The 20,625-nt window shown below is 65.9% G+C and carries 21 protein-coding genes and 1 pseudogene; 9 read left to right on the forward strand and 13 right to left on the reverse strand.

All coding sequences use genetic code 11. From position 1 onward, the window contains the following. Window positions 1-360: pseudogene (locus AC1DIN_RS28105) on the forward strand (hypothetical protein); the annotation flags it as partial. A gap of 296 nt (window positions 361-656) precedes the next feature. Then, entirely contained in the window at window positions 657-1,028 is a 372-nt protein-coding gene (locus tag AC1DIN_RS28110; RefSeq protein ID WP_476812146.1) for an Atu4866 domain-containing protein, read from the forward strand. Between the two features lie 64 nt (window positions 1,029-1,092). On the opposite strand, the gene AC1DIN_RS28115 is transcribed toward AC1DIN_RS28110, so the two are convergent. Further along, window positions 1,093-1,704, reverse strand: a complete 612-nt coding sequence (locus AC1DIN_RS28115; protein WP_476812147.1) for an NAD(P)-dependent oxidoreductase — start codon at window positions 1,702-1,704, stop codon at window positions 1,093-1,095. Between the two features lie 124 nt (window positions 1,705-1,828). On the opposite strand from AC1DIN_RS28115, the gene AC1DIN_RS28120 reads away from it, so the two are divergent. After that, complete coding sequence (locus AC1DIN_RS28120; protein ID WP_476812148.1) at window positions 1,829-2,236, forward strand: winged helix-turn-helix transcriptional regulator; 408 nt, start codon at window positions 1,829-1,831, stop codon at window positions 2,234-2,236. Here AC1DIN_RS28120 and ligD read toward each other — a convergent pair. Beyond that, window positions 2,223-4,748: a DNA ligase D gene (ligD, locus tag AC1DIN_RS28125; protein WP_476812149.1), complete on the reverse strand. Its 2,526-nt coding sequence runs from the start codon at window positions 4,746-4,748 to the stop codon at window positions 2,223-2,225. The genes AC1DIN_RS28120 and ligD overlap by 14 nt on opposite strands. Window positions 4,749-4,950: 202 nt before the next feature. After that, complete coding sequence (ku, locus tag AC1DIN_RS28130) at window positions 4,951-5,814, reverse strand: non-homologous end joining protein Ku (RefSeq protein WP_476812150.1); 864 nt, start codon at window positions 5,812-5,814, stop codon at window positions 4,951-4,953. Between the two features lie 289 nt (window positions 5,815-6,103). Here ku and rpsO point away from each other — a divergent pair, with 289 nt between their 5' ends. The 3 genes from rpsO (at window position 6,104) to AC1DIN_RS28145 (ending at window position 9,700) form a co-directional block, all read left to right on the forward strand. Beyond that, the gene (rpsO, locus tag AC1DIN_RS28135; protein WP_149131827.1) at window positions 6,104-6,373 is read left to right on the forward strand and encodes a 30S ribosomal protein S15; all 270 of its coding nucleotides are present in this window, start codon (window positions 6,104-6,106) and stop codon (window positions 6,371-6,373) included. A 262-nt stretch (window positions 6,374-6,635) separates the two neighbouring features. Further along, window positions 6,636-8,807, forward strand: a complete 2,172-nt coding sequence (gene pnp, locus AC1DIN_RS28140) for a polyribonucleotide nucleotidyltransferase (RefSeq protein WP_441473852.1) — start codon at window positions 6,636-6,638, stop codon at window positions 8,805-8,807. Window positions 8,808-9,064: 257 nt separating this feature from the next. Then, window positions 9,065-9,700 (forward strand): pyridoxamine 5'-phosphate oxidase family protein, encoded by a 636-nt coding sequence (locus tag AC1DIN_RS28145; protein ID WP_476812151.1) that lies wholly within the window; start codon window positions 9,065-9,067, stop codon window positions 9,698-9,700. A 164-nt stretch (window positions 9,701-9,864) separates the two neighbouring features. Here the strand turns inward: AC1DIN_RS28145 and AC1DIN_RS28150 are convergent, their stop codons facing one another. The 5 genes from AC1DIN_RS28150 to AC1DIN_RS28170 all read right to left on the reverse strand — a co-directional run bounded on the left by AC1DIN_RS28150 (window position 9,865) and on the right by AC1DIN_RS28170 (window position 13,780). Further along, on the reverse strand, window positions 9,865-10,863 hold the full coding sequence (locus AC1DIN_RS28150; protein WP_476812152.1) for an adenosine kinase: 999 nt from the start codon (window positions 10,861-10,863) through the stop codon (window positions 9,865-9,867). Between the two features lie 92 nt (window positions 10,864-10,955). After that, complete coding sequence (locus tag AC1DIN_RS28155; protein ID WP_441473849.1) at window positions 10,956-11,330, reverse strand: helix-turn-helix domain-containing protein; 375 nt, start codon at window positions 11,328-11,330, stop codon at window positions 10,956-10,958. Further along, entirely contained in the window at window positions 11,327-11,890 is a 564-nt protein-coding gene (locus AC1DIN_RS28160; RefSeq protein ID WP_476812153.1) for a Smr/MutS family protein, read from the reverse strand. The genes AC1DIN_RS28155 and AC1DIN_RS28160 overlap by 4 nt, the downstream gene beginning before the upstream one ends. 1 nt (window position 11,891) lies before the next feature. Then, complete coding sequence (gene mltA / locus AC1DIN_RS28165; protein ID WP_476812154.1) at window positions 11,892-13,058, reverse strand: murein transglycosylase A; 1,167 nt, start codon at window positions 13,056-13,058, stop codon at window positions 11,892-11,894. After that, window positions 13,055-13,780 (reverse strand): Tim44/TimA family putative adaptor protein, encoded by a 726-nt coding sequence (locus tag AC1DIN_RS28170; protein WP_441473846.1) that lies wholly within the window; start codon window positions 13,778-13,780, stop codon window positions 13,055-13,057. Before AC1DIN_RS28170 ends, mltA begins: the two co-directional genes overlap by 4 nt. A gap of 246 nt (window positions 13,781-14,026) precedes the next feature. Here AC1DIN_RS28170 and secB point away from each other — a divergent pair, with 246 nt between their 5' ends. Together secB and AC1DIN_RS28180 are read left to right on the forward strand one after the other, a co-directional pair. Further along, window positions 14,027-14,524, forward strand: a complete 498-nt coding sequence (gene secB, locus AC1DIN_RS28175; RefSeq protein WP_441473845.1) for a protein-export chaperone SecB — start codon at window positions 14,027-14,029, stop codon at window positions 14,522-14,524. Between the two features lie 170 nt (window positions 14,525-14,694). Continuing rightward, window positions 14,695-15,444, forward strand: a complete 750-nt coding sequence (locus tag AC1DIN_RS28180; protein WP_476812155.1) for a TerC family protein — start codon at window positions 14,695-14,697, stop codon at window positions 15,442-15,444. Between the two features lie 24 nt (window positions 15,445-15,468). Here the strand turns inward: AC1DIN_RS28180 and dnaQ are convergent, their stop codons facing one another. The 5 genes from dnaQ to AC1DIN_RS28205 are packed head-to-tail and all read right to left on the reverse strand — an operon-like array spanning window position 15,469 to window position 19,125. Continuing rightward, window positions 15,469-16,185, reverse strand: coding sequence for a DNA polymerase III subunit epsilon (gene dnaQ, locus AC1DIN_RS28185; RefSeq protein WP_441473843.1), 717 nt, complete (start codon window positions 16,183-16,185; stop codon window positions 15,469-15,471). A gap of 4 nt (window positions 16,186-16,189) precedes the next feature. Next, complete coding sequence (gene coaE, locus AC1DIN_RS28190) at window positions 16,190-16,807, reverse strand: dephospho-CoA kinase (protein WP_476812156.1); 618 nt, start codon at window positions 16,805-16,807, stop codon at window positions 16,190-16,192. Between the two features lie 15 nt (window positions 16,808-16,822). Next, window positions 16,823-17,659 carry a shikimate dehydrogenase gene (locus AC1DIN_RS28195; protein ID WP_476812157.1) on the reverse strand — a complete coding sequence of 279 codons (837 nt, stop codon included), beginning with the start codon at window positions 17,657-17,659 and terminating at the stop codon, window positions 16,823-16,825. Window positions 17,660-17,671: 12 nt separating this feature from the next. Beyond that, window positions 17,672-18,298 carry a Maf family protein gene (locus AC1DIN_RS28200; RefSeq protein ID WP_476812158.1) on the reverse strand — a complete coding sequence of 209 codons (627 nt, stop codon included), beginning with the start codon at window positions 18,296-18,298 and terminating at the stop codon, window positions 17,672-17,674. Further along, a complete protein-coding gene (locus AC1DIN_RS28205; protein WP_441473839.1) occupies window positions 18,295-19,125 on the reverse strand; it encodes a pyruvate, water dikinase regulatory protein in 831 nt (276 codons plus the stop codon). The genes AC1DIN_RS28200 and AC1DIN_RS28205 overlap by 4 nt, the downstream gene beginning before the upstream one ends. Before the next feature lie 439 nt (window positions 19,126-19,564). On the opposite strand from AC1DIN_RS28205, the gene hemE reads away from it, so the two are divergent. Then, on the forward strand, window positions 19,565-20,617 hold the full coding sequence (gene hemE / locus AC1DIN_RS28210) for a uroporphyrinogen decarboxylase (protein WP_476812159.1): 1,053 nt from the start codon (window positions 19,565-19,567) through the stop codon (window positions 20,615-20,617). The last annotated feature ends 8 nt before the right edge of the window (window positions 20,618-20,625 follow it).

Consider the following 20,625-nt stretch of genomic DNA (forward strand, 5'->3'; position numbering starts at 1 on the left):
ACCCAGCAGAACGCGGCGCTGGCCGAACAGAGCGCCGCTTCCGCCAATGCGCTTTCCGGCCGGATCGGCCAGCTCAACGAGCTGGTCGCGACCTTCCGCACCAGCCGCGAGGCGGTGGGGCAGTCAGGCTATCCGCAGCCTGTCCCGGCAGCGCGCCCGGCGAAAGCCGCGCCTCGCGCCGCGGCGCGCCCTGTCGCCGTCACGGCAGCCGCCCCGGCCGCATCCGCCAAGGCTCCGGCGGCCGAGCCGGAGCGGCTGCGCAAGCTCGCCGAGGCCGCCTTCGCCCAGTCCAAGGCCGCCCCCGCCCCGCGCAAGGTCGCCAATGGCCGCGCCCAGGATGCAGGCTGGGAAGAGTTCTGAGGCGGGAAGGCCCGCCCGACACGACACGACGCGGCGCCCCGAAAGGGCGCCGTTTTTCGTCGATCTCGAATTTTCTGGGCGGCGGCACCTTGCGCCGAGCCGGTATCGACCTATCTCTGCGACAGGCGCCGGGACTTCATGCCCCTTCAAGACGCCGACATCGCAAACAGATTCGTGACGACCGTCGTGCCGCCTTCCTCGGAATCGGCAGATGCTTCGCCGCTTGCTGACAGGTCCCGACGGGGATGTCTGCGACAAGCGGTTTCAGCCGTCACCAGAACAGGGAGACGAAAACCATGCCATTCAGCCAGGTTCTTCAGACTCTCGGCCAGCTCGCCTCCGGCTTTACGCAAGCCAGCCGCCCCACCCGCCTGCTCGAGATCGATCTCGAGGACAGGGGCGGCCCAACCCCCTTCGAGCAGGCCGCCATCGGGACGTGGAAAACCGAGGACGGGTCGATTCTGATCGATCTGCGGCCGGACGGGCAGTTCCACAAGGCCAAACCGGCTGCCGGCGCCCAGCATCGCGGCCGCTATGCGGTCGATCGCTCGAAGCTCTATTTCGAGGGCGAGACCGGATGGGTCGCGCTGGGCAAGCTCAAGCGCGGTACGCTCAGCATCGGCGAGAAAGCACTTCCGCAAAGCGTAACGCGACGCCAAACAGGCTAAGAAAGGGCCGTGCCTTCGCGAGAAGGCACGGCCCTTTCTTTTTCGGAGTTGTTCGCAGCGCCGGTTAGTAGCCGACCGTGAAGCGGCGGCGGCTATGAGCGGGCTTTTCCAGTTCATCGACGAGTGCGATGGCGTAGTCCTCCGCCGAGATCGCGCTGTTGCCCTTGCCGTCAACCAGGAGCTGGTCGCTGCCGAGCCGGAACTTGCCGGTGCGCTCACCCGGCTGGATCAGCGCCGAAGGCGAGAGGAAGGTCCAGTCCAGGCCCTGCTCCAGCTTCAGCAGATCGAGGAAGACGCCACCTTTCTTCGCCTCGTCGAGATAGGCGGCCGGAAATTCCGGCGTATCGAAGAGCTTGACGCCCGGCGCCACTTCGAGGCTGCCGGCCCCGCCGACGACGAGATAACGCTTCACGCCCGATTGCTTCACGGCCGCGAGCAGGAGCTGCGGATCGCTGGCGGTGAAATGGACGGCGCTGATCACCGCGTCATGGCCGGCAAGGAGCTTCGCGAGCCCGTCCTTGTCGAAGATATCCCCCTTGACGGCAGTGACGCCGGGCAAGGCCGCGACCTTCTCCGGATTGCGGACAATGGCGGTGACGGCGTGGCCGCGCGACGACAGCTCAGCGAGCAGGCGCGAGCCGATAAATCCGCTGGCGCCGATCAGTGCGACTTTCATGACAGAGGCTCCTTGTTATGGTATCTTGTAGATACCTGCACTCCAATGGAACCTATCTGATCATGCCGCGCTGCCCCGTAAAGAAGGCACTTTCGCGCGACATGGTCACCTCTCGGAAACCGCCATGCTCAGACGTTCCGACCCTTTCCAGGCGCTTTGCCCGACGCGGCGCGTGCTCGACCGCATCGGCGACACCTGGGCCGTGCTGATCCTGATCGCGCTCGACGACGGCACGCTGCGCTTCAACGAACTCAGGCGCCGGATCGAGAACATCTCGCAGAAGATGCTGTCGCAGACGCTGAAGAGCCTCGAACGCGACGGGTTGGTCCGGCGCGAGGTCTTTCCGACCGTACCGGTCACCGTCGAGTATTCGTTGACCGAGCTCGGACGCACGCTGTCGCAGACGGTGCATCAGCTCACCCTCTGGGCGGAAGCCCATATCGGCGAGGTCGAGGAAGCGCAGCGACGCTATGACCGCGGCTTGCCGCCGTCGGCAAGCGTTCGCATTCCGGTCCCGCTCACCCCCCGGTAAGCGACTTGCCCGCCGTGAAGAAGCCGCTCCAGAGATCGGGCGGCAACGCGCCATCGAGGATGTCGCGGGCCTTGAAGGCATCAGGCTCCAGGCGGGAAATGTCATCCCACGCCACCGGCATCGCCAGTGTCGCGCCCGGCCGGGCGCGGGTCGAATAGGGGGCGATCGCGGTCGCACCGCGGCCATTGCGGAGATAGTCGATGAAGATGCGGCCACGCCGCGCCTTCTTCGACAGAGTCGCGGTGTAGAGCTTCGGCTCGGCCTGCTCCATCGCCTTGGCGAAATCGCGGGCGAAACCCCTGACGCGTTCCCAATCCGCTTTCGGCTTCAATGGCAGCACGACATGAAAGCCCTTGCCGCCGGAGACCTTCAGCAGGCTTTCGAAGCCGAGTTCGTCGAGATGGCGGCGGATCGTCAGCGCCGCCTCCCGCACGCGCTCGATCGGCACGCCCGTGTCGGGATCGAGATCGAAGATGATCTGGTCCGGCGTCTCGATAGCGTCCATGGTCGCACCCCAGACATGGATCTCGACCGTGCCGAGCTGGACGAGAGCGGCGAGCCCATCGAAATCCTCGATATAGATCAGCTCCTCACCGTCGGAATCCTGGCGGCGTTTGACGGCCTCGTGCAGGCCCGGGCCTCCATGTTTCTGGAAGAAACGGGCGCCTTCGATGCCGTTCGGCGCGCGCACGAGGCTGAGCGGACGGCCCACGACGAAGCGCTGCATCAGCGGCCAGATTTTCGCGTAATAGGCGAGCAAATCCTGCTTGGTGAAGCCGATATCCGGCCAGAGCGGCTTGTCCGGGCTCGACAATTTCACGACGGTCTGCACCGGCGCCGCCTTTTTGGAAGAAGCTGGTGCGGCCTTGCTGCCTCTCGTCTTCTCCGGGACCGGTTCGGCCGGCATCTCGGCGACAATCTCCCCGGCCGGCTTGTCCTCGCGCAGCCCTAGGAACGAGGCGTGGCGCAAGGTCTTCGAAGCCGTCCAGGCGCGGAACTCGACCTCCGCAACCAACTCGGGCTTCACCCAGACGACCCCGCGCTCGCGGCCTGCGGCGCCCTTGAAAGGCGAGGTGTCGGTCGCGATCGCATCGAGCCCGGCCTTCAGCGCGGCGGCCGACTTCACGGTGAAGCCGGTGCCGACGCGACCCGCGGGCTTCAGCTCGCCATCCTCATAATAGCCTGCGACGATCGAACCGAGATTGCGCGGGGAGGCCTGCGACGGGGCATAACCGGCGATCACGAATTCCTGGCGCTGCGTGCACTTCGACTTGATCCAGTCGCGGCCGCGCCCGCTGCGATAGGGCGCATCCGCCCGTTTCGAGATCACGCCTTCGAGCCCCATGCGGCAGGCATGGTTCAGCATGGTCTGGCCGGGCTCGACGAAATGCTCGCTGTAGCGCAGCGGCCCATCGGCCGGGCTGCCCTCCAGGAGGTGCTGTAGCCTTTCCTTGCGCGCGAGCAGCGGCTCGTCGCGCAGATCCTCGCCATCGAGATGGATGAGATCGAAGGCGAAGTAAGCGAGGCCGCCGGTCTTTCCCTCGGAGAGCGCCTGCTGCAGGGCAGAGAAGGACGAGATGCCGTTGTCGCCGAGCGCAACGACCTCGCCATCGATCAGCGCGGTCTCGCAGGGCAGGCCGGCCAGCGCCGCGACAAGGCCCATGCCGAAGCGGGCCGTCCAGTCGAGGCCCGAGCGCGTGAGCAGCTTGACGTCGCCGTGGTCGATGCGGGCTTCCAGCCGGTAGCCGTCGAACTTGACCTCGTGCAACCAGCTTTCGCCGGTCGGCGGCTTCTCCTGCAAGGTCGCGAGGCAGGGCTCGACGAAGGGCGGGAGATCCTCTTCGTCTCTCCGCCGCCTTGCCATTCGGACGGGCTTCGCCGCAGCGGCCGCCTGCTTTGCAGGCTTGGTCGTGTCCCAGACGGCGCCTCTGTCGGCGTCGGCGCCGATCTGCTCGACCGAGAGGCCCGATTTCACCGAATTCGGCTCGGTCTCGAGGATATCCGCGTCGGTGCGGGCGAATTCGTCCTCCGACTTGATCAGCAGCCAGTTGTCGCGCTTCTCGCCACGCCGGGGCTTCAGCCGCACGAGATGCCAGCGCCCCCGCAGCTTATGGCCCTCCAGCGCGAAGGCGAGGTGGCCCTTCTTCATGCCGGCCGCCGGATCGCCCTCCGGAATCCATTGGCCCTCGTCCCAGACGATAACCGAGCCGCCCCCGTACTGGCCGGCCGGAATCGTGCCCTCGAAGCCGCCATATTCGAGCGGGTGATCCTCGACGTGAACAGCCAGACGCTTCTCGGCCGGGTCGAGGCTCGGGCCGCGCGTCACCGCCCAGGACCAGAGCGCGCCGCCATGCTCGAGCCTGAAATCATAGTGCAGGCGCCGGGCTGCGTGCTTCTGGACGACGAAGGCGCCGCCCTGCGCGGCAGATTTCTTGCCCGTCTTCGCAGCGCCTTTCGGCTCCCGGGTGCGAGAGAAGTCGCGCTTGGAACGATAGAGATCGAGCGTGGACATCAGTCCTCCTCGGAGTCCGCCTGAACTGCGCAGCCCTCGTCCGGCGGAGCCGCCGCAGGCTGCATCTCGACGGACGCTCCAGATGCTTCGCGAGCTTCCTGAAATATCTTTCGAGATGCCGTTCCGGCGGAATGGCATCGCGAAAGACGACGGCTCGTTGAAGTCCCAATCAGATGTCTCGCGCCCTCGCCCATCATGGTGCTCAGGCTCTCTTGCGCGTCTTGCCCGCGGAGCCCTTGACCGCAGGCTTGGCCGCCTTCGCGGATTTGGAACCTGATGCCGGCGCGCCTTCGCCTGCCAGGCTCTTCTTCAGCGCATCGAAGAGGTTGACGACATTGGCGGGTCGTTCAGCCGCCCGCACGACCGGTGGCTTGCGGCCCTTGCGCTTGGCCTCGATCAGTTCGAGCAGCGCGTCCTCGTAGCGATCCTCGAAGCCGGAGGGGTCGAAGGCCGCCTCCTTCTTCTCGATGATATGGGTGGCGAGGTCGATCAGCTCGGGGTCGCTCTTCTGCTTGCCCAGCCCCTCGAAGATCTCGGCGGGCTTCCGGACCGTCCTGTCGTAGCGCAGCGTCGTCAACAGCAAGCCCTTGTCGAAGGGTTCGATCATCACCGGCCGCTCGCGGCGATAGAGCACGATGCGGGCGATGCCTGCCTTCTTCTGCTTCGCCATCGCCTCGCGAATCACGGCGAAGGCCTCCTCAGAGACCTCGTCGGCGGGGGTGACGTAATAGGGTGTATCGAAATAGATCTGCGGAATGCCGGCGCGATCGACGAAGCTCTCGATCGACAGCGTATGCGAGGATTCGATCTGGACCGCGTCGATCTCGTCCTCCTCGATCAGCAGATACTCGTCGTCCCCGACCTCGTAGCCCTTGACCTCGTCGTCGGTGGCGACCGGCTTGCCGGTGACGCTGTCGATATATTGCCGCCGCACCGTGTTGCCGGTCTTGCGGTTGATGATGCGGAAGGAGACCTTCTCGCTCTGGCTGGTGGCGCCGGTGAGCTCGACCGCGCAGGAGACGAGTGAGAGCTTGAGATAGCCCTTCCATGCAGGACGCGGCGCCATCAGACGACCTCCTCCGCGATCGGCCTGATCCCCGCGCCATGATGCCTGATGCAAACGCGCATGACACGACCCCGCGGTCTGGAATGACGATAGCGAGTCAAACCGGCGTCCGGCGCTCCTGTTCCGCACGGCGCTGGCGTTTCCGTCTATTTCGTGTATATGCCCCGCATCCGGCCCGAAAAAGCCGGCTGCGCGACCCCTCCGCGATGAGGCGGCTCGCGGATTTCGGACCTCGCTGGACGACATCCCGGCCTGGCCCGCCAGATCAACCCGAACAGAGGATATCCCGATGTCGATCACTGCCGAGCGCAAGACCGCCCTGCTTCAGGAATACGCCACCAAGCCGAACGACACCGGCTCGCCGGAAGTGCAGGTCGCGATCCTGACCGAGCGCATCAACAACCTGACCGGCCACTTCAAGTCGCACGCGAAGGACAACCACTCCCGCCGCGGCCTGCTCAAGCTGGTCTCGCAGCGCCGTTCGCTGCTCGACTACCTCAAGGGCAAGGAAGAGGCCCGCTACAAGACGCTGATCGAGCGGCTCGGCATCCGCCGCTGATCGAAGGCTGAAAACCGTTTCCGCCCGGTGCGCCATGCTCCGGGCGGCTCCTTTTCAGGTGAAGCCGCCATGGGCGGCACGCCTGCCTGCCGCGGCGGCCGCATGGGGCGGCCCTCCCGCGTGACCCGCCGGGCGCCGCAGACGTCCATGGCAGGATCGCCGAGCGCTCGGGCGCACAGCCTTTCCCACCCGAGTGTTCCGCCGTCTTGCCCATGGGCCTGAAGGCACCGGACGGGTCGAACCCGACCGAAAGACGAAACACATGTTCGACATCCAAACCGAAGAACTGATCTGGGGCGGCCGCAAGCTCGTCCTCGAAACCGGCAAGGTCGCCCGCCAGGCCGACGGCGCCGTGATGGCCACCTATGGCGAGACCGTCGTGCTCGCGACCGTCGTCTCGGCCAAGGAGCCGAAGCCCGGCTTCGACTTCTTCCCGCTGACCGTCAACTATCAGGAAAAGACCTTCGCGGCCGGCCGCATCCCCGGCGGCTACTTCAAGCGCGAAGGGCGCCCGAGCGAGAAGGAGACTCTGGTCTCCCGCCTGATCGACCGGCCGATCCGCCCGCTCTTCGTCCAGGGCTACAAGAACGACACGCAGGTCGTCGTCACCGTTCTGCAGCATGACCTGGAGAACGATCCCGACATCCTGGCGATGGTCGCCACCTCGGCAGCGCTCACCCTTTCCGGCGTGCCCTTCATGGGCCCGATCGGCGGCGCCCGCGTCGGCTATATCGACGGCGCCTACAAGCTGAACCCGACCATCGAAGAGATGAAGGAATCGGCTCTGGACCTCGTCGTCGCCGGCACCCAGGACGCCGTGATGATGGTCGAGTCCGAGGCCAAGGAGCTGACCGAGGAGGTCATGCTTGGCGCCGTGATGTTCGGCCACAAGCACTTCCAGCCGGTGATCGATGCGATCATCCGCCTGGCCGAGAAGGCCGCCAAGGAGCCGCGCGACTTCAGCCCGCCGGATGATTCCGCCATTCTCGACGCGATCATGAAGGTCGGCGAAGCCGAGCTGCGCGCCGCCTACAAGATCACCGCCAAGGCCGAACGCTACAAGGCGGTCGACGCCGTCAAGGCCAAGGTCGTCGCTGCGCTGGTCTCCGATACGCCGGACGGCGTCGCCACCTTCCCGAAGGACAAGGTCGGCGCGCAGTTCAAGGAAGCCCAGGCCAAGATCGTGCGCTGGAACATCCTCGATGACGGCATCCGCATCGACGGCCGCGACGGCAAGACCGTGCGTCCGATCGTGGCGGAAGCCGGCGTCCTGCCGCGCACCCACGGCTCGGCGCTGTTCACACGCGGCGAGACGCAGGCGCTGGTCGTGACCACGCTCGGCACCGGCGACGACGAGCAGTTCATCGACTCGCTGGAAGGCACCTACAAGGAGACCTTCCTGCTGCACTACAACTTCCCTCCCTACTCCGTCGGAGAGACCGGCCGCATGGGTTCGCCCGGCCGCCGCGAGATCGGCCATGGCAAGCTCGCCTGGCGCGCCATCCACCCGATGCTGCCGGGCAAGGGCGAGTTCCCCTACACGCTGCGCGTCGTCTCGGAGATCACCGAGTCGAACGGCTCCTCCTCGATGGCCACCGTCTGCGGCACCTCGCTGGCGCTGATGGATGCCGGCGTGCCGCTGAAGGCACCGGTCGCGGGCATCGCGATGGGCCTCATCCTGGAAGGCAAGCGCTTCGCCGTGCTCTCCGACATCCTCGGTGACGAGGATCATCTCGGCGACATGGACTTCAAGGTCGCCGGCACGGGCGAGGGCATCACCTCGCTGCAGATGGACATCAAGATCGCCGGCATCACCGAGGAGATCATGAAGGTCGCCCTCGAGCAGGCCAAGGGCGGACGCGAGCACATCCTCGGCGAGATGAGCAAGGCCCTCTCGGCCTCGCGCAGCCAGCTCGGCGAGTTCGCGCCGCGCATCGAGACGATGAAGATCCCGGTCGACAAGATCCGTGAAGTCATCGGCTCCGGCGGCAAGGTCATCCGCGAGATCGTCGAGAAGACCGGCGCCAAGGTGAACATCGAGGACGACGGCACCATCAAGATCGCCTCGGCCGACGGCAAGTCGATCGAAGCTGCGATCAAGTGGATCAAGTCGATCGTCTCGGAAGCCGAAGTCGGCATGATCTATGACGGCACGGTCGTGAAGATCATGGAGTTCGGCGCCTTCGTGAACTTCTTCGGCGCCAAAGACGGCCTCGTCCACATCTCTGAACTCGCCCCGCGCCGCGTCCAGAAGGTGCAGGACGTCGTCAAGGAAGGCGACAAGGTCAAGGTGAAGTTCCTCGGCATGGACGAGCGCGGCAAGATCCGCCTCTCGATGAAGGTCGTCGACCAGGAAACCGGCGAGGACATCACCGAGAAGCTCAAGGCCGAGCGCGACGCCGAGAAGGCTCGCGAGAAGCAGCAGGCCGAGTAAGCCGACGCATCACGCGATTCACGTGAAACGAGACGCCCCGCATCTTCCGATGCGGGGCGTTTTGCTTTGGCCCGGAGAGAACTGCCGTCATGCTCGGGCTTGACCCGAGCATCTCAGGCCGAGGGACGCTCCCGCGCTGCCTCGTCCTGAGATTCTCGGGTCGCCGCTACGCGGCGCCCGAGAATGACGGCCTGTCTCCGAGGAGGTGACGCGCCGCCGTCAATAGTCTAGACATACGCCGATCCATGGAGACTGGCATGTCCGACCACCGCATCGCCTCGCTCGACGATCTCGCTCGCGCCTATCCCAATCCGCTCGCGCCGGCCTCGGTCTTCAAGGAGATCGATCATGTCGACGACTATTATGCAGCGCTGATCGCCGCCTCGCCGTTTTTCGTGCTCGCGACGGTCGGTCCGGAAGGGCTGGATTGTTCACCGCGCGGGGATCTGCCGGGCTTTGTCACGGTCAGGGACGCCAAAACACTCCTCATTCCCGACAGAAAAGGCAATAACCGGCTGGATTCGTTGAAGAATATCCTGTTCGACGATCGAATCGGAATGCTCTTCCTGATCCCCGGTTACGGCGAGACACTACGCGTGAACGGACGCGCCGAGCTATCCTGCGATCCTGAGTTGTGCGCCGGGTTCGAGATGGCCGGGAAGCTACCGGCGAGCGTGATGATCGTCCATGTCGAGTCCGTCTACTTCCAGTGCTCGCGCGCGGTGGTGCGGGCAGAGCTCTGGAACCCAGAGCGGCAGGTCGACAAGCGGACTCTGCCCTCGCCCGGCACGATCCTACGCGACATCACCGCGCGCAACGCCGCCGTCGAAACCTTCGACGGCGGGGCTTACGACGCGGCGCTGCCGGCGCGGGTCAAGGCGACGCTGTATTGAGGGGCTGCAGCTTTTCTTTTTTCCTACGGGGAGAAGGCGGCAGGGCGAAGTCGCAGGGCTGAGGGCAGAGCCTCAGCCGAAAACAGGAAAGGGCCGCATTCGCGACCCTTCCCTCATCCGTCTGGTCCGCAGACACCTTCTGCCCGGAGGGGAGAAGGAAAAGCTCACAACAGCCCTTCGTTCCCCGCCAGCGTCTTCAGGCCGACATCCGGCCGGGCGCCGATATGGGAAATGATCTCGGCCGCCGCCAGAGCGCCAAGGCGCAGGCAGTCGCGGGTCTCGCGGCCCGAGGTCAGGCCGAAGAGGAAGCCGGCGGCAAAGAGATCGCCGGCGCCGGTCGCATCCACAACACGCTCGACGGGGAAAACCGGCTCCTCGATGATTCCCTCCGGCGTCAGGGCCAGCGCGCCCTTCTCGGAGCGCGTGACGACGGCGAGGATGTTCTCGGAGCGCAGCCAGGACAGGGCCGTATCGAAATCCCCGGTCTCGTAGAGGCTCTTGAGCTCGTGCTCATTGGCAAAGACGAGATCGACCATGCGGTTGCGGATCAGGCCGATGAATTCGTCCCGATAGCGGTCGACGCAGAAGGAATCGGACAGGGTGATGGCGACGCGGCCGCCCGCCCTGTGCGCGACCTCGGAAGCCTTTCGGAAGGCCTCCTTCGCCGCCGGCGGGTCCCAGAGATAGCCTTCGAGGTAGATGATGTCGGCGTTCTCGATGGCCTTCTCGTCGACATCCGCGGCGGAGAGCCCCTGGCAGGCGCCGAGATAGGTGTTCATCGTGCGCTCGCCATCGGGGGTGACGATGATGAAGGAGCGCGCGGTAGCCGGGCCGTCAGCAGCCGCAGCCGTATTGAAGGCGACGCCGAGCGAGGTGAGGTCATGGCGATAGAGCTTGCCGAGCTCGTCGGCCTTGACCTTGCCGATGAAGGCGCCCTTGCCGCCGAAGGAAGCGAGGCCGGCGATGGTGTTTGCAGCCGAGCCGCCGGAGATGATGCGCGCCGGACCCATCGCCGCATAGAGCGATTCCGCACGGTTCTCGTCGATCAGCATCATCGCGCCCTTGGTCAGCTTCTGCGCGGCGAGGAAATCCTCCTCGGCCGAAGCCAGGACATCGACGATGGCGTTGCCGAGAGCGAGGACGTCCGTGCGGGTCTTGGTCATGAGCTGTCTTGTCCGGAATTGCGCGGCCGAAGTGCCGGAAAGGAAGGTTTCGGCGTGTCGCATCCGCACGCGGCGGGGTCAAGCCGCCTCGCTCAACCCTTATCCCCGCGCGTGGCGGCTTCGTCGAGGACCGCCGCCAGGCGACGCAGATCCTCGCCGTCGAGTTCGGCGATCTCGCGGGCAAGACGGTTGGCGAAGAGCGTCGCCTCGGGATCGAGGCCTGCCGTGTCGACGGTGACTCGCGGATGCGAGAGATCGGCGAGGCGGACGAGTTCATCGGCCTCATCCCAGATGATGCCGAGCAGATGGATCGCGCCCTGGATCAGGGTGAAGGTCGGCCGCCCGCGCTTGCCGTGCTCCAGCGCCGAAAGATAGGCCGGCGTCACGCCGAGCCCCTCGGCCATCTGGGCGAGCGTGAGGCCGCGCCGGTCCCGAAGCTCCCGCACACGCCGCCCGAAGGGCGTCACGGGCCGTACTCCCTGAGCCGCCGCAGGCGCACATAGAGCGCGCCGGAACCGCCGTGGCGCTGCTCGGCCTCTTCGAAGCCCAGCACCAGCGGGCGCAGCTCCGAAAGCCTGAGCCAATGCGGCACCATGCGCCGCAGCACGCCACGTTCATCGCCGAACAGGGTGGGCGCCGGACCGCCCTTTCCAGTGACGACAAGGGCGAGGCGGGTGCCGCGGGCCTGTTCGCGACGCAGGAAGCCGTGCAAGGCCAGATGCGCCTCGTCCTGGCGCATGCCGTGCAAATCGATCGAGGCCTCGATCTCCTGCCGGCCACGCCGCAGCTGCGTGCGCAGCCGGCGCTCGATCGGCGCGAGCGGCGGCGCGGCCGGCGGAACCGTTCTCGCCGAAGCCACGGCCGCGACGACAAGAACGGACGTCTCGGTTGAAGCAGGCGCTGCAGGCGGCGGAGCGGGCTCCGGCTCGATCGGTGCCCGGCCAGGCAGCGGCTTGACCGAGCGCGCCACCTGTCGCCAGAGCGCGATATCGACCTCCGTCAGCGTCTTACCCCGGCGCGAACGCATCTTAGCGGGGCCAGAGCACGGTGAAGGAAACGGGATGGCGGATCAGTCCGGCGCGATGGCCGGCTGCCGGGCCCGAGCCGACGAAGAGATCCATTCGGGCGGGGCCGAGGATGGCCGAGCCGGTGTCCTGCGCGATCATAAGCCGGGCGAGGTGCTCATCGCCGCCGGTCCCGCCGGGGATCGTCGTATCGATCCAGACCGGCAGACCATAGGGCCAGGCAGTGCGATCGATGGCGATGCTGCGCAGCGGCGTCAGCGGCAGACCAGCGCCCCCGATCGGCCCGCTCGCCGCCGGAAGATCGTCGCGGCGGGCGAAGAAGACGAAGGACTTGTTCAGCCGGATGAGGTCGCGGGCGAAAGCGGGATCGGCCTTCAGCCTGGCGACGAGCCGGTCCATCGTCATCTGCTCGGGCGGGATGCCTTCGCGCTGGCTGAGCACGCGGCCGAGCGAGGTGTATGGGTGGCCGTTGCGGCCAGAATAGGTCAGCCGCGTGACCGAGCCATCGGGCAGGCGCACGCGGCCCGAGCCCTGTACCTGCAGCACGAAGCGATCGACCGGATCGCGCAGCCAGAGAATCTCGAGACCCTGCCCGTCGAGCGCGCCGGTCTCGATCGCGGTACGGTCCGGAAAGGGTTCGAGCCCCCTTTCGGTGCGGCGCGCGGCGGACAATGTCTTGTCCACGCCCGGCCAGTCATCCTCCGGGAAGCGCGTCACCAGATCCTTCGGCCGGTCATAGAGCGGCGTCGGGAAGGCGTCGGAGCGTGTCAGCGCGCCTTCGAACTCGGGCTCGAAATAGCCGGTGGTGAAACCAGTGTCGGCATTCGCCGGCCGGATCCGCCAGAAGTCGAAATTCCGTTCGAAAAAGTCACGTGCCTCGTTCCGACCGACCTCGCCTTTGGCGGCCAGTGCCTTCGCCTTGTCGCAGGCGCCGGCGAGGATATCGGGCAGCGGCACGGCCTGGCGCAGCGGCGGATCGGCCATGCAGCCGCGCGCAAAGATGACGAAGGCCCGGGCGTGATCATCCCGGGCCCAACCATCGATCTCACGCGGGGCGCGTTGCTCGGCCCGGGCGCCGTCCGGTAACGGAAAGGGGGCAGACATGGCGGTCACAGACGCGAGCCCGACCGCCGCCGAAAGCGCCAGCGCGACCCCGGCGCCACGGCTCACGCAGCCGATTCGGTGGCGACCAGAATCCAGTTCGGATCGCGGCTGCCGAGCTGGCGCGAGAAGGTCCAGATGTCGTTGACCTCGGAGACCTGATCGGCGCTGCCATCAACGACATTGCCCTGCGCGTCGCGGGTGACGCTGATCAGCTGCGAGATGAAGCCGATGGTCACCTGGGCGGTCTTGCCCTTGACCTCGACGGCCGCGAGATCGGCCTTGTCGATCGAGACGAAATTCGATTCCGCCTTCTCGCCGCGCTTCTCGCGCTCGGTGATGGCCTGCTCGAAGCCCTCATAGACGTCCTTGGCGAGAAGGCCTTTCAGCATCTTGCGGTCGCCGCGCGCGAAAGCCGTGACGATCGCCTCATAGGCGGCCTTGGCGCCGGCGACGAAGCCGTGCGGATCGAAACTCGGCTCCTGACGGATGATCGCCTCGATGCCGGCGCTGACCGGCGAATCCGCAGGAGCGAGATCCTTCCAGCGCTCGGCCTCCGGCTGCTCCGCGGCGCCGGGATCGTTGGCCGCGCCCGGCAGCCTGATCACGTTGTCGCGCTTCTCCGGAGCTTGCGCCTGGTCCGGCCGCATCGGCGGGGTCTCGCGACGGGCGAACGGGTCCTTGGGCTGCTCGCTGCCGGTCTTCTGGCCAAGCACGGAGCGCAGCTTCCAGGCGACGAAAACGGCCAGAGCCAAGAAGACCAAAGTCGTCATGTCGAAGGAATTTTGCATCGAAGGCTGACCCGCGGCTCCCGTCATAGCTTGCAGCCTTTCCGCGTAGCCGCGGCAGGCCCTAGCCGTCATATGGTAAGACAGGCTCGTAACATCCACCCCCCACCTTGTGAAGGCGACTTCTTGTGCCAATCCGGCGTCCATGATAGCCGACGCGCGCGTCGCTCCGGAATATGGGGCGCAGTCCCGAACGCCGGCAATGGCGCGGGATTTCCCGAGACAGCCTGCCAGAACAAGATGGGACCGATGGCCAACGAACTCCCCAACGGAAATGGCACGGATGCTGCGAACGCCGCTCCGAGCCTCAACGCGCTAATCCAGTACACGAAGGATTTCTCCTTCGAGAACCCGAAGGCGCCGCGCTCGCTCGCCCAGCAGGAGGCCCAGCAGGGCCCGCAGATGTCGCTGCAGGTCAATGTCGGCAGCACCGCGCTCGGCGACGACGACTATGAAACCGTGCTGCGCCTGGAGGGCAAGGCCGAGTTGAAGGGCGAGACGCTCTTCGCCTTCGACCTGAGCTACGCCGGCGTGTTCCGCCTGCAGAACATCCCGCAGGAACACGTCCACCCCGTGCTGGTGATCGACTGCGCCCGTCTGCTCTTCCCCTTCGCGCGCCAGATCGTCGCGGAAGCCGTGCAGAACGGCGGCTTCCCGCCCTTCTATATCCCGCCGATCGACTTCGCCTCGCTCTATCAGCAGCGCATGCAGGAGCTGCAGGGCCAGCCCGGCGCCGCCGCCAACTGACGGCCCCCAGGCCACCGCAGAGATCAGGAAAGGGCCCTTCAGGGGCCCTTTTTCGTTTGTTGCAGATAATTGTTGCCCTTGTGGAGCCCGCGACCTCTCTCCATCTCGCGTCAGCAACGGCGGACGCCCCGGCAGGGACGCCCGCCTTTTCCGTATCCGATGGAGACTCGATGGACACCCTTCTGACGCTTGCCGCCGACCCCGCCATATGGGCCGCGCTCGGGGCATTGATCGCCATGGAGGTCGTGCTCGGCATCGACAACCTGATCTTCATCTCGATCCTGACCAACAAGCTGCCCGAGCATCAGCGCTCGAAGGGCCGCAGGATCGGCATCGGTGTGGCGCTGATCCTGCGCCTCGCGCTGCTCAGCACCGTCGCCTTCATCGTCACGCTGACCACGCCGATCTTCTCGGTCTTCGGACAGGCCTTCTCCTGGCGCGATCTGATCCTCATCGCCGGCGGCCTCTTCCTGGTCTGGAAGGCGACGAAGGAGATCCATCACAAGGTCGATCCCGATCCGGAATCCGTTCTCGCGGAAGGTGGCACCCGGGCGGTGACGCTCAGCTTCGGCAGCGCGATCTTCCAGATCCTGCTGCTCGATCTCGTCTTCTCGATCGATTCGATCATCACTGCCGTCGGCATGACCGAGCATGTGCCGGTGATGGTGATCGCCGTGATCGTCGCCGTGCTGACGATGCTGCTCGCCGCCGACCCGCTGGCGCGCTTCATCGACAAGAACCCGACCATCGTGATGCTGGCGCTCGGCTTCCTGCTGATGATCGGCGGCACGCTGATCGCAGAGGGCTTCGGCGTGCATGTGTCGAAGGGCTACATCTACGCGGCGATGGCCTTCTCGGCCCTGATCGAAGCGCTCAACATGCTCTCGCGCCGCAAGACGCGGAAGAGTGCCCGGAGCTAAGGGCGAAAGGATGGACGATGCGGTCTACTGCGCCGCATCGTCCGTGATGCCGAGATAGCCCTTCCAGAGCGGGGCCTTCAACGATCCCAGGATAAAGGCCTCATGCGCCTTGATGGCGGCTTCGTCGAGGCGTGGCGCGAGCGGGCGTTGGCGCTGCGGCTTCTCGGCTGCGACCATGGCGAGGCCCCCGCGACCCGCCACTCCCTCGACGCCGAGGCCGAGCGAGGTCTGCTTGCCACCGATCAGCTCGATATAGACCTCGGCGAGGATCTCGGAGTCGAGCAAGGCGCCGTGCTTGGTGCGGCGGCTGTTGTCGATACCGTAGCGGGAGCAGAGCGCGTCGAGGCTGTTGGAGGCGCCGGGATGCTTGCGGCGCGCCATCGACAGGGTATCGACCACCCATGCCTGCTCGATCGGCGGCAAGCCGAGACGCTTGAACTCCATATTGATGAAGCCGACGTCGAAGGCAGCGTTGTGGATCACCAGCTTCGCGCCGGCGATGAACTCCGCGAACTCCTGGGCGACCGCAGCGAAGACGGGCTTGTCCGAGAGGAAATCTTCCGAGAGGCCGTGGACGTTGAACGCCTCGACCGGCATCGAGCGCTCGGGGTTGATGTAGACGTGATAGGTGCGGCCGCTCGGGCAATGATTGACCAGCTCGACGCAGCCGATCTCGACGATGCGATCGCCGTTGTTGGCTTCGACGCCGGTGGTTTCGGTATCGAGAACGATCTCGCGCATCGTTTCAGGACCTCGCTGCCGCCAAGCCGCGCCCGGGACGGCCAGCCAGCGCCATCAGGATAGACCCGACCTGCCGCTCCGCGGCCACGTGGCCGCGGGAGGTGTCCACAAGGAAATGGGCGCGGCGACGCTTCTCGGCATCCGGCATCTGTCGCGAAAGGATTGCCTTGAGCTTCTCGGCGTTCATGCCGGGCCGGGCGAGGACGCGTTCGCGCTGAACCTCGGCCGGCGCGGTGACGACGAGCACCGCATCGCAGCGCATCTCCCCGCCGGTTTCGAGTAGGAGCGGCACGTCGATGACCGCGAGCCCCGCCCCCTCGCGACGACAGCGCGCGATGAAAGCTTCCTCCTCCTCGCGCACGAGCGGATGGATGATCGCCTCGAGCCGCTTGAGCGCTTCCGGTTTTCCGAGGACTGCGGCACCGAGCTTTGCGCGGTCGACCACGCCATCGATGACGGTGCCGGGAAAGGCCGCCTCGATCGGTGCGGCAGCGCGGCCGCGATGCAGCCGATGCACGGCGGCATCGGCATCATGCAACGGCACGCCGCGCTGCACGAACAGCCCGGCCGTCGTCGACTTCCCCATTCCGATCGAGCCCGTCAGGCCCAGCACGAAGGTCATGCTCGCTCCGCCGAATCAGGTCTTCAGGATATCGGCTTCGACCAGGGCGCGCAGGGCCGGCGTCACCTCAGGTGTTACGCCGAACCAGCGGGTGAAGCCCGGCACAGCCTGATGCAGCAGCATGCCAAGCCCATCGACCGGGATACCGCCCCGGCGCTCGGCCTCCGCCAGCAATGCCGTCTTGAGCGGCACATAGACGATGTCATCGACAATGGTGCCGGGCCGCAGACCGGACAGATCGATCTCCAGCGGCGGCTTGCCCTGCATGCCCAAGGCCGTCGTGTTCACGATGAGATCGGCTTGTCCGACCAGCCGGCCGCGTTGATCCCATTCACCGGTCTCGAGCGGCCGCCCCAAGGCTGTGGCCAGCTCTTCCGCGCGCTCGCGGCTGCGATTGACGACGAGGACGCGGTCGACGCCCCGCGACTTCAGCCCGTAGCAGATGCCGCGCGCCGCGCCGCCTGCGCCCAGGACGAGCGCCGTTCCGACACGCTCCTGCCAGCCAGACACCGTGGCATCGAGATGGGCGAGGAAGCCCGGCACGTCGCTGTTGTCTGCCAGTATCCTCCCGCCCTCGTCGCGCCAGAGGGTATTCACGGCGCCCACGGCACGGCCCGCATCGCTGATGCCGTCGACCAGCGCCATCACCGCTTCCTTGTGCGGCACGGTGACATTGCCGCCGGCGAATTCACCGTCGCGCAGGCGCTGGATGAAGGCCGGCAGATCGGGCGGCGCGACATCGACGCGCTCATAGGAGCCGGCGATCCGGTATCGGCTGAGCCACTCGCCATGGATCATCGGCGAACGCGAATGAGCGATGGGGTGTCCAACGACGAAACAGCGAGGCGACATAAGATAGTCCGGTCAGCGGGCGAGGCAGCCGAGATCGCGCAAGGCTGCGAGAACGGCAAGCAAAGGCAGGCCCAGAATGGTGAAGTGATTGCCTTCGACGGCATCGAAGAGCTGCGAGCCCAGCCCTTCGAGCTGATAGCCGCCGACGCTGGACAGGGCCGCGGGGCCGACAAGGTCGACATAGAGCCCGATAAAGTCCGTATCGAGAGAGCGCATCGTCATCCGCGCGGTCTCGCGCCCTTCGGCGATCGGCGCGCCATCCCTGGCCAGGACGAAGGCCGAGTGGAGTTCGTGCGTCTTGCCGGCGAGCTCTCCAATCTGCTCGGCGGCGGCGAAGCTATCGACCGGCTTATGGAAGGTGATCCCGTCACAGGTCAGGGTCTGGTCGGCGGCGAGGACGAGGCGACCCGGCCGGGCGTTCGATATGGCGAGCGCCTTGGCGCAGGCGAGCGCCGCTGCGATCTGGTCCGCCGGAACGTCCTGCTCGACGAGCGGATGCTCGACCGCGCGCTCGTCGATCTCGGGCTTCAGCACCTCGACCGGGATGCCGGCCGCCGCCAGCATGTCGCGGCGGGTCGTGCTCCCGGATGCGAGGATCAAGGGCTCCGCTTCGAGCCAGAGGCGATCCGATATGATCATGTCGCGATGAACTTCATGCGGTGGTCGCGCAGCAGGTCGACGATCGATGCCGCTGTTTCCTCGATCGAGCGGCGGGTCACATCAATGACCGGCCAGCCCTTGCGGGCGCAAAGCCGGCGCGATTGCGAGACTTCGTCGGCAACGGCCGCTGGATCTACATAGGATGTCTCGTCGTCGGCGCGTAGGGACAGAAGCCGGTTCTGGCGAATCTGAACGATGCGATCCGGGCTGGCGATCAGGCCGACGATCAGCGGCTTCTTGGCGCTCTCCAGTTCCGTGGGCAGCGGGATATTCGGCACGAGCGGAATATTGGCGGTCTTGATGCCGCGATTGGCCAGATAGATGCTCGTCGGCGTCTTCGACGTCCGGCTGATGCCGACCAGGATGACGTCGGCATTGTCGAGATCGCCGCCCATCTGCCCGTCGTCATGGAGCAGGGTGTAGTTCATCGCATCGATGCGGCGGAAGTACTCGGTGTTGAGAACGTGCTGCGCGCCCGGTTTCGTCGCGGAGGCCTGGCCGAGATAGGACTGGAACAGCGACAGGACCGGCTGCAACACCGAAAGGCAGGGACAGCCGAGTTCGCGACAGAAGTTCTCCAGCTTCTCCTGCCATTCCGGCTCGACCAGGGTGTAGAGGACGACGCCGGGCGAGGACTCGATTTCAGCCAGGACGCGGGCAAGCTGCGCCTCCGAGCGCACCAGCGGGTAGACATGCTCGATGGCCGACACGCTTTCATATTGTGCCGCCGCGGCACGGCTGACCGCGATCAGCGTTTCGCCGGTCGCGTCCGAAACCAGATGCAGATGGAAATAGTTGCGGACCACGACGTCCCCCGGCCTGAAGCGCTCTTGTCTTCATCTAGCGCGCTTTGGCTCGGACCGGAATCAGGCATTCGATATGATCGAGCCGCACCGCCTCCGGGAGGGTTATACAAGGGCATGGGGAGCAATGTGGATAAAGCCGAATTCGCCGGGGCTCGCGAGGCCGGCCTGTATAACTCGCCCCGGCCATCAACAGCCGCCGCGCTGTGCATGGTTAAGGAAGTGTTTCACGTGAATCATTTTGCCCGACGCGGGACCGGAGGCGGATTTCAATTCATTAATAAAGTCTTAACGTACCCTGCCCCGGCCTGACGACCCGCGACCCGCTGTCCCACCGCCTGTGGAATGGTTGTGGACAGGATTGGGCCGGGCTATCTCCCCCGTCCAAGAGTCAAAGAAAAAGAGAATCTTTCATAGAATCTCTTTTTAGAGAGGATACGGGATGAGCCATCCAGCCCCTGGAACGATCAGCGCAGAGCCGCTCTTTCTTCGGGCATTGGCTGGCGAGAAATTGCCTGTCCCCCCGATCTGGCTGATGCGTCAGGCCGGGCGCTATCTGCCGGAGTATCGCGAGCTCCGGGCCAAGGCCGGCAGCTTCCTTGCGCTCTGCTACAATCCCGAGCTCGCTGCCGAGGTCACGCTTCAGCCAATCCGGCGCTTCGGCTTCGATGCCGCGATCCTGTTCTCCGATATCCTCGTCGTGCCACAAGCACTCGGGCAGAGGCTCTGGTTCGCAGAGGGTGAAGGTCCGCGGCTCGAACCCGTAGCGGATGTCGCAAGACTCGCCGAGATCGATCAGCTCGCCGATGGTACCAAGCTGGATCCCATCCTGGAGACGGTGCGGCGGGTGCGTGGTGCCTTGCCCCGCGAGACAGGGTTCATCGGCTTCTGCGGTGCGCCCTGGACCGTGGCGACCTATATGGTGGCCGGCCGCGGCACGCCCGATCAGGGACCAGCCAAGGCTCTCTTCGCTGGGGACCCCGAGCTGTTCCAGGCGATCATCGATCGGATCGTCGCTGCCTCGGTGAGCTATCTCAACGCGCAGATCGCCGCCGGCGTCGATGCGGTGCAGATCTTCGACAGCTGGGCAGGCGCCTTGGGACCGGAGGATTTCAGGCGCTGGTGCATCGCGCCGACCCGGCGGATCGTGGAGGGCGTGCGTGCTGTTCACCCGCACGCCCGCATCATCGGATTCCCCCGCGGAGCCGGCCTGTTGATCCCTGACTATGTTGCTGGAACGGGCGTCGATGCGGTCGGGCTCGAATCCGCTATCGATCGGGACTTTGCGCGCGACGCAATCCAGTCGAAACTGCCGGTGCAAGGCAATCTCGATCCGCTCGTGCTGAGGGCCGGTGGTCCGGAGCTCGAGAAGGAAATCGAGGCGGTCCTCTCAGCCTTCGGTGGCGGACCGTTCGTCTTCAATCTCGGGCATGGCATCCTCCCGGATACGCCGATCGCCCATGTCGAGCGGCTGCTGAAGGCCGTGCGGGGCTGAGGGTCAGG

The sequence above is a fragment of the Allobosea sp. 05T438 genome, assembly GCF_056396025.1.

Coding starts and splice junctions, on each gene's coding strand:
- AC1DIN_RS28195 (WP_476812157.1), bottom strand. CDS start 17,659: ATGTCGCCTCGCTGTTTCGTCGTTGGACACCCCATCGCTCATTCGCGT.
- secB (WP_441473845.1), top strand. CDS start 14,027: ATGGCCAACGAACTCCCCAACGGAAATGGCACGGATGCTGCGAACGCC.
- AC1DIN_RS28170 (WP_441473846.1), bottom strand. CDS start 13,780: ATGCAAAATTCCTTCGACATGACGACTTTGGTCTTCTTGGCTCTGGCC.
- ligD (WP_476812149.1), bottom strand. CDS start 4,748: ATGTCCACGCTCGATCTCTATCGTTCCAAGCGCGACTTCTCTCGCACC.
- pnp (WP_441473852.1), top strand. CDS start 6,636: ATGTTCGACATCCAAACCGAAGAACTGATCTGGGGCGGCCGCAAGCTC.
- AC1DIN_RS28110 (WP_476812146.1), top strand. CDS start 657: ATGCCATTCAGCCAGGTTCTTCAGACTCTCGGCCAGCTCGCCTCCGGC.
- AC1DIN_RS28200 (WP_476812158.1), bottom strand. CDS start 18,298: ATGATCATATCGGATCGCCTCTGGCTCGAAGCGGAGCCCTTGATCCTC.
- hemE (WP_476812159.1), top strand. CDS start 19,565: ATGAGCCATCCAGCCCCTGGAACGATCAGCGCAGAGCCGCTCTTTCTT.
- rpsO (WP_149131827.1), top strand. CDS start 6,104: ATGTCGATCACTGCCGAGCGCAAGACCGCCCTGCTTCAGGAATACGCC.
- ku (WP_476812150.1), bottom strand. CDS start 5,814: ATGGCGCCGCGTCCTGCATGGAAGGGCTATCTCAAGCTCTCACTCGTC.
- AC1DIN_RS28150 (WP_476812152.1), bottom strand. CDS start 10,863: ATGACCAAGACCCGCACGGACGTCCTCGCTCTCGGCAACGCCATCGTC.
- AC1DIN_RS28180 (WP_476812155.1), top strand. CDS start 14,695: ATGGACACCCTTCTGACGCTTGCCGCCGACCCCGCCATATGGGCCGCG.
- AC1DIN_RS28145 (WP_476812151.1), top strand. CDS start 9,065: ATGTCCGACCACCGCATCGCCTCGCTCGACGATCTCGCTCGCGCCTAT.
- AC1DIN_RS28115 (WP_476812147.1), bottom strand. CDS start 1,704: ATGAAAGTCGCACTGATCGGCGCCAGCGGATTTATCGGCTCGCGCCTG.
- AC1DIN_RS28160 (WP_476812153.1), bottom strand. CDS start 11,890: ATGCGTTCGCGCCGGGGTAAGACGCTGACGGAGGTCGATATCGCGCTC.
- dnaQ (WP_441473843.1), bottom strand. CDS start 16,185: ATGCGCGAGATCGTTCTCGATACCGAAACCACCGGCGTCGAAGCCAAC.
- coaE (WP_476812156.1), bottom strand. CDS start 16,807: ATGACCTTCGTGCTGGGCCTGACGGGCTCGATCGGAATGGGGAAGTCG.
- AC1DIN_RS28120 (WP_476812148.1), top strand. CDS start 1,829: ATGCTCAGACGTTCCGACCCTTTCCAGGCGCTTTGCCCGACGCGGCGC.